Annotated in this window: 2 protein-coding genes; both read right to left on the bottom strand. The window is 65.0% G+C overall.

Going from position 1 to position 13,342, the window contains the following annotated elements:
* Positions 1–205: 205 nt before the first annotated feature.
* Entirely contained in the window at positions 206–1,954 is a 1,749-nt protein-coding gene (locus WBP07_RS30980; RefSeq protein WP_395397075.1) for a ShlB/FhaC/HecB family hemolysin secretion/activation protein, read from the bottom strand.
* Complete coding sequence (locus WBP07_RS30975) at positions 1,951–13,143, bottom strand: beta strand repeat-containing protein (protein WP_395397074.1); 11,193 nt, start codon at positions 13,141–13,143, stop codon at positions 1,951–1,953. The genes WBP07_RS30980 and WBP07_RS30975 overlap by 4 nt, the downstream gene beginning before the upstream one ends.
* Between the last annotated feature and the right edge of the window lie 199 nt (positions 13,144–13,342).

Genomic DNA, 13,342 nt, shown 5'->3' with positions numbered 1-13,342 from the left:
GGAACGCCGAAGGGCCAGTACCGGGCTAGGGTCAGGACCTATTGATCACGCTTGCGAGGTTTGAATCAAAATGGCTCAGGGCGAGGAAGGAAGGCGCAGGAATATGCCCATATTTCAAGACTTCCTGACGTGGCGATGGGCCATTTTGATCAAATCCCTTCGGGACATTGGAATGGCTCGCAGGCGTGATCAATAGGTCCTGACCCTAGATGCCTATCGTCGCAACGACCGCCAGCCGCGTATCCTTGTTATCCTGGAACGGCGCCTTTTTCAGCTGATGGCCCAGATCGACTTCCAGGTCGAGATAACGGCCCAGCGTGTAGTGCACTTTGGCGCCCACGCTGGCCAGTTCCGCGTTCTTCGGCGAATCCGGCAACCGCCGCCGCTGCCACACCTTGCCGTAATCGAAGAACACGCCGAACTGGAGTTGGTCGGCGAATTCCCCGCTGGAACCGATCAGGTGGAAGGCCGGCGAATTCAGCTCGGTCTTGGCCAACACCCCCTCACTGCCCAGCGCCGCATTGGGATCGTAGCCACGCACGCTGCCCAACCCGCCGGCGGACAATTGCTCGCTATACGGCAGGTTGCTGGTGGCGAACTGCGCCATGCCCCGCACCACCCAGTTGATCCCGTGCGGAAAATAGGTCGTGCGCGTTACCGAGATGCGATCATAGGCATATGTCGCCTTGCCGTAGGGAACCAGCTGCTGAAGATCGGCGTCGGTATTGTGCGCAGTGATCCCGCCCGGAGAGATCACCGTCTGGTTTTCCAGCACCGTCTGGCCGTGGCGATCGTCGATCGTGCCGGTGAAGATCACCGGGAACTGGAAGACTTCCATCGCCGTATCCAGCAGCCGGAAGCCCAGGAACTCCAGGTTGCTATTGGCACGCTTGTAGTCGACGCCCACCTGTATGCTGCTGCGCACCGTGCCCGGGCCGCGCAGGTTGTGCACGAAACGGGCGCTGACCTGGCCCGAATGGCCCTCGCTGTCGAACAAGTCGGAAAAATCGGGCTTCTGGATCGCATAGGCGCCGAAGATCATCAGCCGGTCATCCGGCGTGATCGGGATGACGTCGCTGGCGGAGTGCGAGGTATAGTTGCCCTTGAAGCTGCGGGTGAACTGGTAGGACAAGACTTGTCCGGTGCCCAGCACATTGCCCCAGTTGAAGCCGACGAACCATTCGTCCCGCCCCAGCGTGGGCACGCCCTGATTGTCGTAACCGGCGTAGACGCGCACCGGCAGACGGTCGTGCGCTTCCAGCACGAGGTCGGTGGTCCCGGTCGACTGGCCGGGGCGGACGACGCCGTCCACCGTCAGGAACGGGTTCTGGTTGTAATCGTCCAGCGCCCCGCGCAGGCGCGGCAGGGTCAGCACGTCGCCCGATTTCAGATCGCTCATGCCCTGGATCAGACGGGTGGAGAAATGACGGTTGCCCGTCACCTCGATGGCGCCGACCCGATATTCGGTGACGACGATCTGCACCACGCCGCTCTGGACGTTCTGCGGCGGCGCGCCGACATCGACGAACGGGTGCTCGCTTGTCCGGTAGGCATTCTGGACGATACGGACGATGCCATCGAGATCGCCCCGCGTCAGCGGACGGCCCAGATAAGGGCGCACGGCGGCATCGAAGCCCGGGGTGGCCAGCAGCGGTAACTGGCGAACGTCCACGCCGTTGCCCGCACCCTCTGGGGATATGCCGGCAGGCTGTAGGGCCCCTGCGCCGTTCACGAAGACCAGCCCGCGCAGCACCGGCAGGATCTGCGTGGTATCGTTCGCGGAGGCCGCTTCGGGCGGCGGCGCGGGCACTTCGGGAACCGGCTGGTTTGGCGGCTGCTTGGGCATCCGCCGTTCGAAATCCTGCGCGTGGGCGGATCCTGCCGCCAATCCTGAAGCCAGCGCCAGCATGCCTGCCGCCGCGAATGCACTGCGCGATAGTGTGGCTTTCATCATTGTCCCCCGCCAAGCCCGGTCTGCGGCGAAGGCGGGTCGTACCGTACCTGGATCTGCGTGCTGCCCCCGCCGCGGTTCAGGATCTGATCGGCGGAGTTTACCACGGCGCTGGTCTTGCGGATAGACCAGCCGGTTTCGGTCCGGTCCATTCCCCCTTGTTCAAGCACGCTGGGCATCGCCGCCATGGCCTGGGTATAGCCTTGGAAACGCGGGAAGATGCTGGGGTAGACGATGTAGAACCGCGCGAACGTGCCGCCGAAGACCTTCTGCTGCAAGTCCGGCAGGTCCGGCATGCAGAGCACTACCGATGCGCAGGGGAACGCAAAGAGGATGGTGCCCGGCCCATGCGCCACGTCGGGCAGGTTGTAGTTGGAAAGCAGCGTGCCTTGGTTCGCCAAGTAGTCCGAAAGCGACAGCGCCGCGGTGACTTCCTGCTGCCCGGGATCGGGCGCGGCGTAAGTGCCGTGTGTCTGCGTGATGATCGCGCCGTCTCCATTCACGAAACCGGCAATCGTGTAATCGCCCGGCTTCAGCGTTGCATTGGTGTTGCCGTCACGCGGCTTGGTCGGGTTGCCGGTGATCGAGACGGTCAGGTCCAGCCGGGTGATCGTGCCGTCGCCAGAGGCCGATGTGGGCAGGACATAGTTGCTGAGCAGCGTGCCGCTGTTGGCGACGAAGTCGTTGCTGCCCAGAATGGCCGTATCGATATGCGGCCCGGCATTGGGACCATCGTAGAGCGCCTGGGTTTCAGTCACTTGCGCGCCCTCTCCGGCGATGAAGCCGGTCAGGGCATAGTTGGCGCTTGTCAGTGTCGAGGAACTGTTGCCGTTGTAGGTCCGCGTCGGGTTGCCGACGATAGCCGCCTGCAGGATGGCGCGATCGATCGTTCCCTGTCCGCTGGCACTGCCCGGCAGCACGTAGTTCGACAGCAGCGTGCCGTTCAGCGCAGTGAAATCGCCAGCTCCGAGAGCCGCCGTAACGGTCTGCGTGCCGGCATTGGCGCTGGCGTAGGAGCCGGAGGTCTGCCCAACGCTGGCCCCCTCACCCGGCGCGAAGCCGGATAGGCTGTAATTCGCGCCGGTCAGCGTGGCCGACGTGGTGCCGTCATAGGTCTTGGTCGGATCGCCGACGATCGTTGCGGAGAGCACGGCACGGGTAATCGTTCCCAGCCCCGCCGCCTCCGTGGGCAGGACATAGTTGGAGAGCAGCGTGCCACTGTTCGCCACGAAATCGCCGCTGCCAAGGATCGCGGTAACCGCGTGGAGGCCGGCATTGCGGTCAGCATAGGTGCCCGCGGTCTGCGTGACGCTGGCCCCCTCGCCGCCGACGAAGCCGGTCAGGAGGAAGTTCGCGCCGGTCAGCGGAGCCGTGGTGTTGCCGTCATAAGGCTTGCTGGGGTTGCCGATGATGGCCGCCGTCAGCATGGCCTGCGTGATCGTGCCCGCGCCGGTGGCGATCGTCGGCAAGGTATAGTTCGACAGCAGCGTGCCGCTGTCCGCCGTGAAATCACCGCCGCCAAGCGTGGCGGTAACGGTTCGTCCGCCGGCATTGGCACTGTCGTACGTGCCGGCGGTCTGGGTGACAGTGGCGCCCTGACCGGCGATGAAGCCGGTCAGGGTGTAGTTGCCGCTCGCCAGCGTGGCCGCCGTGGTGCCGTCGTAGACCTTGGTCGGATTGCCGACGATCGCGGCGGACAGCACGGCCCGGGTAATCGTTCCCAGCCCCGTGGCACTGGTGGGCAGGATGTAGTTCGACAGCAGCGTACCGCTGTCCGCCACGAAACCGCCACTGCCGAGGATGGCCGTGATCGCGCGAAGGCCCGCGTTGGGATCGGCATAAGTGCCCGCCGTCTGCGTGACGCTGGCGCCTTCTCCACTGACGAAGCCGGTCAGCGCGTAGTTGCCGCTGGCCAGCAGGGCTGCCGTATTGCCGTCATAGACCTTGCTCGGATTGCCGACGATCGCGGCCGTCAGCAGGGCCTGGGTGATGGTCCCCAGCCCGAAGACCTGGGTGGGCAGAATATAGTTCGACAGCACGGTGGATCCGGTGGGGGTATAGTCGCCCGAGGCCAGATCGGCGGAGATCTGATGGATGCCCACGTCCTTGCCGGCATAGGTGCCCAGCGTCTGGGTCACGATCACGCCGTCGCTGCCCAGGAACCCGGTCAGTTCGTAGTTGGCGGGCGTCAGCGTGGCCACCGTGTTGCCGTCATAGACCTTGGTGGGATTGCCGATGATCATCCCGTTGATGACGCCGCCGATCGGGCGGGCGGTGATCGTGCCCGCGCCCACGGCTTCCTGCGGCAGGATATAGTTCGTCAGACGGGTGCCGGCGTCCGCCACGAAATCGGTGCTGCCCAGCATTGCCGTCACGATGCGGCTGCCGGCGTTCGGGCTGTCGTAGAGGCCCGATGTCTCGGTAACGGTGGCCCCTTGCCCCGCCACGAAGCCGGTCAGGCTGTAGTTCGCGCTCGTCAGGGTGGCGTTTGTCGTCGCGTCGTAGACCTTGGTGGGATTCCCGATGATCGCCGCGACAAGCGGCGCGCGTTCGATCAGGCCGAAGCCGCGCGCGATCGACGGAAGGATGTAGTTCGACATCAGCGTGCTGCCCGTGGGCGAGAAGTCGCTGGAGCCGAGCGTGGCGGTGACAAGGGCAAAGCCGGCGTCCGCGGTGGGGAAGAAGCCGCTCGTCTGCGTGACCGTGGCCCCTTCGCCCGCCACGAAGCCCGTCACCGAATAGTTGCCCGGTACGAGCGCGATCGCCGTGTTGCCGTCATAAGTCTTGGTCGGCACGCCGACGATCGTGGCGGTCAGCACCACCTGGTTGATCAGGCCCGCGCCGGACGCGCTGGTCGGCAGCACATAGTTGGACAGGAGCGTGCCGCCGTTCGCGGTGAAATCCCCGCTGCCCAAAGTCGCCGATACGGTGCGCGCGCCGGCATTGGGACTATCATAGGCGCCCACGGTCTGCGTCACGCTCGCCCCTTCGCCGGCGACGAAGCCCGCAAGGCTGTAGTTGGCACTGGTCAGATGGGCGAGAACGGTGCCGTCATAAGGCTTGGTCGGCGTGCCGACGATGGCCGCCGTCAGGATCGCCTGCGTGATCGTGCCCGCGCCGGAGGCGGTCGTCGGCAGGATGTAGTTGGACAGCAGTGTGCCGGACCCGGCCGTGAAGTCGCCACCGGCAAGAGCGGCCGTCACCGTGCGGCTGCCGGCATTGGCACTGTCGTAGAGGCCCACCGTCTGCGTTACCGTGGCGCTTTCGCTGCCGATGAAGCCCGTCAGCTGGTAATTGCCGGAGACCAGCGTGGCCGAAGTATTGCCCTCATAGGTCTTGGTGGGATTGCCGATGATCGCGGCGGTAAGCGTGGCCTGACCGATGGTTCCCGCCCCGCTGGCGCTGGTCGGCAGGACATAGTTGTCGAGCAGGGTGCCCCCGTTTGCGGTGAAGTCGGCACTGCCGAGAACCGCGGTGACAGTGCGGGCGCCCGCATTGGCGCTGTCGTAGAGGCCTGCCGTCTGCGTGACGGTTGCGCCCTCGCCCGCGATGAAGCCGGTAAGCTGGTAATTGGTGCTCACCAACGTGGCGGCGGTGTTGCCGTCATAGGTCTTGGTCGGGTTGTCGACGATCGCCGCGGACAGCAGTGCCCGGTCGATCGTGCCCAGCCCCTGCGCGCTGGTGGGCAGGATGTAGTTCGACAGCAGCGTGCCGGACCCGGCCACGAAATCCCCGGAGCCCAGCGCAGCGGTGACCAGCCAGTTGCCGGCATTGGCGGAAGCATAAGTGCCGCCGGTCTGGGTGACGGTCGCGCTCTCGCCCGCCACGAAGCCGGTCAGCTGGTAGTTGGTGCTTGCCAGCGTAGCGGCGGTGGTGCCGTCGTAAGTCTTGGTCGGATTGTTGACGATCGCCGCCAGCAGGGTCGCCTGCGTGATCGTGCCGGCGCCGGACGCGCTGGTGGCCAGCACGTAGTTGCCCAGGTCCGTTCCCGCATTGGCGACATAATTGCCCGCCGCCAGCGCCGCCGTGACCGTGCGAGCGCCTGCATTGGCGCTGTCATAGGCGCCGGTCGTCTGGTTGATCGTGGCGCCTTCACCGCCGACGAAGCCGGTAAGGTCGTAGTTGCCGCCGGCCAGCGTGGCGACGATATTACCGTCATAGACCTTGGTGGGATTGCCGATGATCGCCACGTTCAGCGTGGCCGGGGTAATCTCGCCGATCGGCTGCGCCACCACCGCGCTGGAAATGCTGTAGTTGCCGGCGTCCGCGCCCGACAGCGCCAGCCCGGTAAGCGATACGTCGATGCCCGTGGCCACGTTCTTGTCGGCATAGTTGCCGGCGATCCCGACGGTATCGACGCTCACATCGTCGTTCGCGACCACTCCGCCCAGGGTATAGGCGGCAGACAGGGTGGGCAGCGCCAGGGTGGCGTCATAGACCTTGGTCACCCTGACAAGCTGGATCGCCGCCTGCGTGATGTCTGCGAAAAGCCCGGTCGGCTGTTCCAGCACGTAGTTGCCGAAGGGATTGTTGCTGAGCGCGTAGCCCGCCGCCGTCACCGGAATGGCGGTGCCGACGTTCTTGGTCGCGAAAGTACCGGTCGCCCCCGAACTGTCGAGCGCCACGGTATCGCCGCTGACGACGTTGTTCAGCGCAGCGGCCGCGCTGTTCAGCGTGGCCAAGGTGGTGCCGTCATAGACCTTGTTGTTCGCCGTCACGCCCGAAACCGTCAGCAGGCGCGGATCGATGGTACCGGCGCCCGAAGCGCTGGTGGGCAGGACGTAGTTCGACAGCAGCGTGCTGCCGGTCGCGGTGAAATCGGAATCGATCAAGGTGGTGGAGACGGTCGTCGCATTCACATTCGGGCTGTCATAGCTGCCCGAAGTCTTGGTTACGGTCGCCCCCTCACCGGTGACGAAGCCGGTCAGTTGGTAGTTGCCGCTGGTCAGCGTGGCGCTGGTGGTGCCGTCATAGATCTTGGTCGGATTGCCGATGATCGCGGCGGCCAACTGGGCCTGCGTGATCGTGCCGATATTGTCGGTCACGTCGCTGACGAAGTAGTTGCCCGCACTGGCGCCGGAAAGGCCGAGATTGTTGACCGTGACCGACATGCCCGTGCCGACATTGGGGCCGCTGTTGTACTGGCCGGTGGCCCCGGCCGCGCTGGCGGTCACGTCATCCCCGGTCAGCACGCCACTGAAGGTATAACCGGTCGATGCCGTGGGCAGCGCGACAGTGCCGTCATAGACCTTGGTGACGGAAGTCAGGAAGATTTGCAGCGGATTGATCGTCGCGCTCAGACCCTGCGCCTGCACCAGATTGTAGTTGCCGGCATCGGTGCCGGAAACCGTGTAGCCGCTGGTCGTGACGTTCCAGGTGCCGGCGTTCGCGGTCGGATTGCCGGATCCATCGACGAAAGTGCCCGTGCTGCCCCCGGTCGAGAGCGTGACGTCGTCGCCCGCGAATACGCCACTGAGCGACGTGCCGGAATTGTTAAGCTGGGCGAGCGAGCTTTGATCGTATGTCTTGTCGATCGCCAGCGCACCGATCACGTTCAGCGTTGCCGGGGTGATCGTGCCGATCGCCTCGTCGGTAACGCTGGCCGCGATCGTATAATTGGCCGCATCGGCGCCGTTCAGCACCACGCCGCTCAAGGTCACCAGCTTGCCGGTGCCGACGTTCTTGGTGTCGTAATTGCCGGTGATGCCGCCAGCGCTTACGCCCACGCTGTCACCCGCGATCACGCCGGAAAGCGTATAGGCGCTGTCCAGCGTGGGAACTGTGGTCGTCGCATCGTAGACCTTGGTGACCGAGGCCAGCCGGATCGTCGCCTCGGTAATGTCCGCGGCAAGGCCCACCGGCTGCAGCACGATGTAATTGAGCGCATCGATGCCGCTAGTGGTGTAGCCGGTCGCCGTCACCGGAATGTCCGTGCCGACATTCTTGGTCGCGAACTGGCCGCTTGCTCCGGTGGAGACGAGGTTGACGGTATCGCCCGCGAAGACGCCCGAAAGCGATCCGGCCGAACTGTCCAACGTGGCCAGCGTGGTGCCGTCGTAGACCTTGTCCAGCGCGACGATGCCTTGCACTTGCACCGAAGCCTGCGTGATCGTGCCCAGCCCGGCAGCGCTGGTGGGCAGCACATAGTTCGCAAGGTCGGTGCCCGCCCCCGCCGTGAAGTCGGTAGAGGCTAGCGAGGCAGTGACATTGCGAATCCCCACGTTCTTGCTGGCGTACGTGCCCGCCGTCTGCGTCACGTTCGCGCTCTCGCCGGATACGAAGCCGCTCAGCGCATAGTTGGCGCTGGTCAGCGTGGCGGTGGTGGTGGAATCGTAGACCTTGGTGGGATTGCCGATGATGATCGCATTCAGCATGGCCTGCGTGATCGTACCCGGCCCGGAAATGCTGGTGGGCAGGACATAGTTGGACAGCAATGTTCCGGCATTGGCGGTGAAATCGGAAACCGCCAGCGTGGCCGTGACCGTGCGGGCACCGGCATTGGGGCTGTCGTAGGCGGCGCCGGCCGATTGGCCGATCGAACCGCCCTCGCCCGCGACGAAGCCCGTTAGCGCATAGTTTGCCGCCGTCAGCGAAACCTGGGTGGTGCCGTCATAGGTCTTGGTGGGATTGCCGATGATGCTGCCGGTCAGCGCCAGCGGGTTGATGTCCGCCGTTAGGCCGGACGGTTGCGAAAGCGTGTAGTTGCCGGCCTGCGCGCCGGAAATGCCATAGCCGCCGGCGGTTACGCGAAGGTCGGTGCCGACGTTCGACTGGAGGAACGATGCGGTCGACCCGCTGGGATCCAGCGCAACGTCGTCCCCGGCGATCACGCCCGTCAGCGTCGCCGTGCCCGAAAGCGTGGCCGCCGTGGTGCCGTCGTAGAACTTGTCCAGCGCGGTCAGGTTGGCGATCGTCAGCCCGCGCGGGGTGATGTTGGCCACAAGCCCGCTGGGCTGGAACAGGTTGTAATTGCCGATATCGGTGCCGGTGACCGTATAGCCCGACACGGTCACCGCGATGCCGTTGCCCACGTTGGGCGTGGCGAAATTGCCGGTGGAGGCGGTGGGATCCAGCGTTACGTCGTCCCCGCCGATAAGCCCGAACAGCGTGGCGGTGCCGGCCAGTTGCGCCAGCGTGGTCTGGTCATAGACCTTGTTCTGCGCGGTGACGCCCAGGATCACCAGCGGCGCCGGGGTGATCGTGCCGGGGCCAGTTGCCTCCGTCGGCAGGATATAGTTCATCAGCAGCGTGTTCGCGCCGGCCACGAATTCCGCGGACGATTGCAGCGCAGTGGTGATCGTGCGGCTGCCGGCATTGCGGCTGTCATATGCGCCGATGCGCGGCTGCACGTCGATACTCTCACCACTGACAAGGCCCGTGATCTGGAAATTCACGGAATTCAGGGTGATGCGGGTCGTGCCGTTGTAGATGCGAGTGGGATTGCCGATGATGCTGGCCGTCAGCGGCGCGCGCAGGATCGTGCCGATGCCCGTCGCTTCGGTTGGCAGCGTATAGTTGTCCAGATTGGTATTGGGGAATGGATCGAAGTCGCCGGGCGCAAGCTGCGCGGTCACCGCCTGCAATCCGGCATTGGGGCTGCCGTATTCGCCCACCGTCTGCGTGATCGTGGCCCCTTCGCCGGTGATGAAGCCGCTCAGCGTATAGTCGGACGGGGTGAGCGTGGCGACGGTGTTGCCGTCGTAGACCTTGGTGGGATTGCCGGTGATATCGACATTGATGACACCGGGCCCAAGGTTGCGCCGGATGATCGTCCCCAGTCCGGTGACGGGTGAGGGGATGATGTAGTTCGACATCAAGGTGCCGGAATCGGGGTTGAAATTGCTGGCGTCCAGATTGGCCGAGACGGTCCAGATCCCCGCGTTGGCGGAGGAATAGGTGCCCTGCGTCTGGTTAACCGTGGCCCCTTCACCCGTGACGAAGCCGTCCACCTGGAAATTCGACGGACCGAGAGAGGCGCTGGCATTGCCGTCGTACGTCTTGGTGGGGTTGCCGATGATGGTGATGTTGAGCGGCGCGGGCGTAATCTCGCCCTGGATCGTGCCCGAAGTCGGCAGGATATAGTTCGACAGCAGCGTATTCGGCCCGGCCACGTAGTCGGATGTGTTGACCGAGACGTCGATGTCCCAGATACCGACATTCTTGGACGCGTAGTTCGTTGCCGAAGCCTGCGTTAGCGAGATCGACTCGCCGGGCACCAGATTGCTCAGCGTCGCATTGGATGCGCTGACGATCGCCGATGTGGTGCCGTCGTAGACCTTGGTCGGCATGCCGTTGCCGGTCACGCTCAGGGGGCGCGGCGTGATCGCCGCCGTCAGCGATGAGGAGAAGCTGAGGTCGTAATTGCCGGCATCCGGCCCGGTCAGAAGGATGCCGGCGATTGTGACCGGGATGTTGGTGCCGACGTTCTTGGTCGCAAAGGTGATCTGCGCGCCGGGGCCCGCAACGGGGGTGATGTCGTCACCCGCATAGAGGCCGGTCACGTCAAGGCCGGCGGTGTTGACGCCGGCGAAGAAGGTGCCGTCATAGACCTTGTCGTTCGCGGTGACGCCCGAGACCACCAGCGAAGCCTTGGTGATGTTGGCCGCAAGGCCGGTGGGCTGCGAAACGACGTAGTTGCCCGCCGCCGCTCCGCTCAGCGTGATGCCGGTGGCGGTGACGGGAATCGCGGTGCCGACGTTCTTGGTCGCGAATTCTCCGATCGATCCGGACAGGTTCAGCGTCACATCGTCGTTACCGACGACGCCGAAGATCGATGCGCCCGAAGTGTCGAGCTGGGCGACGGTGGTGCTGTCGTAGACCTTGTCCTGCGCGACGATGCCGCTGATCAGGATCGAGGCCGGATTGATCAGCCCGGCGCCGGTTGCGGTAGTGGGCAGGACGTAGTTCGACAGGCTGGTTCCCGCCCCGGCCGTGAAATTCGGGGTGGTGAAAGTGGCATTGACGATCCGACTGCCCGCATTGGCAGAATCGTAGGCGGCGGTCGCCGCATTGCCGATGGTGATGGTCTCGCCCGAGGCGACACCCGTCAGCGCGAAATTCGTCGATGTCAGCGAGACGGCGGTGGTGGCGTTGTAGGTCTTGGTCGGCGTGCCGACTATCGCCGCCGTCAGCGCCATCGGGTTGATCGTACCGACCGCGTCGGTCACGCTAGGTGTCGTTACGGTATAACCAAGGACAGGGATGCCGTTGTGGGTCGCCGCGAAATTCGTGGCGGTAACGTCGATGCCGGTGGCCGCGTTCTTGTCGGCATATGTGCCGTCCAGCGTCCAGTTGTCGCTGTTGATCAGACCGGTCACGGTGACGTTGCCGTCATTCAGCGTGGCGGCGGTGGTGCCGTCGTAATCCTTGATGACCGGCCCCAGCGTGAAGCTGACGCTGGGCGCCACGCGGTAGAGCAGCCCGTTGCCGGGCGTGGTCGGCAGGCCGGAGGTGCTATTGTAGTTGTACTGGTAGAAATCGGGCGTCAGCCCGCCATCGGTATCGTTGGCGGGATCGTTGGAAAGGACGTACCAGTTGGCCGTATTGGAAGAGATCGCCCCCGCACCGGCGCTGTTGGCAAAAACGCCGGTCAGCAGCGCGACATAGGCCCTGCCGGTGATCGAGCCGCCAGCGGCGATGGAAAGGGTTCCCGGCAGGTTGAACAGGAGCTGCCCGGCCGAAACCGGCGCATTGACGGCAACGTCGCGCCCGGCATCGATCTCCAGTTCCCCCACGCCGGAAATCATCTGGCCCACCACGACGTCGCGATAGGCATTGAGCGTGAGGGTGCCCGTGCCGGTCCACACGATGGGCGCGGCGACCGTGATGTCGCCAAGTCCCCCGGTGCCGCCGGCCGTAGTCTGCTGGGTCACACCGGTGTTGGTGTTCAGCGCGGCAACGATGGTCGAGGCTGCGGCCGCATCGATCACTAGGTCATCGGGATCGATCAGCCAATTGCCCCCGGAACCCGCCGAGACGCTTGCCGCGCCGACGTCGAAGCTGTGCCCAGAGGTCTCGATCAACCCGCCGCCTTGCGGACCGCCTGCCGATATCCTCGCGCCATCGGCAATCACGGTGGATTGGGCGATATCGGCGCCGCTGGCATAGCCGGACGTGCCGACAAGCACTTCGCCGCCCTTCGTGCCCGCCGCGCTGATGTCCGCCGTGCCGGCAAGCAGGACGTGCGCGCCGTTGACGCCAACGGTGCCGCCGCTTCCATCCGCGCGGGTCGCCGCAAGCGCGCCGGCGACTTCCACGGTTCCGGAAGGCGCCGTCAGCCAGAACTGGCCGTCCACGGTCGCAGTGCCGGTCGCCTTGACCAATCCGTCGCGATTGCCCGCCAGCGCGAAGATATTCCCGTTCGCCGCCTTCAGCGCCGCCGCTGCCGCCTCGATCCGGCCGGTCTGGGTTATATCGCCGCCACCCGCGCCATAGGAGACGTAGATGCCGTCCGCCTTGCCATCGGTGGTTGCCAGCAGCACGTCGTCGGCAGCCGCCAGCGTCACCCGGCCCTGCGCCGCGCTGATCAGCCCGCTGTTCGCTACCGATCGGGCGATCAGGACGACACTGCCGTTTTCGGCGCTGATGGTGCCCTGATTTTCGATCCCGCCCGGCGAAGTACCGGTGGCGCGCACCGCGCCCCCCGCCATGAAGGCGGCGGGATCCATCTGGCGGGTGGAACCGACGAAGCTGCCGCCGGTCAGCACTTTGCCCCCCGGCCCCACGATCATCCCGTTGGGATTCATCAGATAGACCGACCCGGTGGCCGAAAGCGTGCCGTCGATCCGCGAGAGTTGCCCGCCCATCACACGGTTCAACGTCGCGCCGGCAGCGTTATTGATCTGAACGGTCTTGTCCGTCCCGATCGAAAAGTCCTTCCAGTCGATCACCGCGCGAGTCGAACCCTGCGTGATCGTCATCGTCGTGCCCGACGTGGCGATCGTACCCGCGCCCGCACTGAAGGCGCCGCCCGTCGGCAGGGTTGCCGTTTGGGCAAGCGCAGGCGCGGAGACCGTCATCAAAGCGGCCGCGCCCAGCAGCAGGGCGATGCGCCGCCCGCCCGCAGCATCCGAACGCCGTCTCGAAAGATTGCTGCCCGCCAGCAGCCTGGCCCGATAGGAAGCCGGCCCAAAACCAGCGAGACTGCTCAAAACCGTTCGGCGCGTAGTCGCTGCGCCCGAAGTCATACGCATCGGATATAGCCTTCCGTTGCACGTACTTGAGCAGCTCTTTTGAGCAGCTACTCGGTATTCTGCCTATCGGGAGAAACCCTTGCATCATTTCAACTCATCGCGGTTAGGTGGGTTCCCGTAACAATGGCCGGTGCGATCCCGCCTGCCCGTTGGCCCTGCGCGCCGGACCAATCCCCGAAGCGACTTGCATTCGCGTGCC

The organism is Novosphingobium oxfordense, assembly GCF_044029435.1.
Classification (GTDB): domain Bacteria; phylum Pseudomonadota; class Alphaproteobacteria; order Sphingomonadales; family Sphingomonadaceae; genus Novosphingobium.
Note: the sequence above shows the minus strand (reverse complement) of the source record. Positions and strands in the feature narration are given on the sequence as shown.

What these genes read in the sequence shown, in the direction of transcription:
- WBP07_RS30980 (WP_395397075.1), bottom strand. Translation starts at nt 1,954, where the DNA reads ATGATGAAAGCCACACTATCGCGCAGTGCATTCGCGGCGGCAGGCATG.
- WBP07_RS30975 (WP_395397074.1), bottom strand. Translation starts at nt 13,143, where the DNA reads ATGCGTATGACTTCGGGCGCAGCGACTACGCGCCGAACGGTTTTGAGC.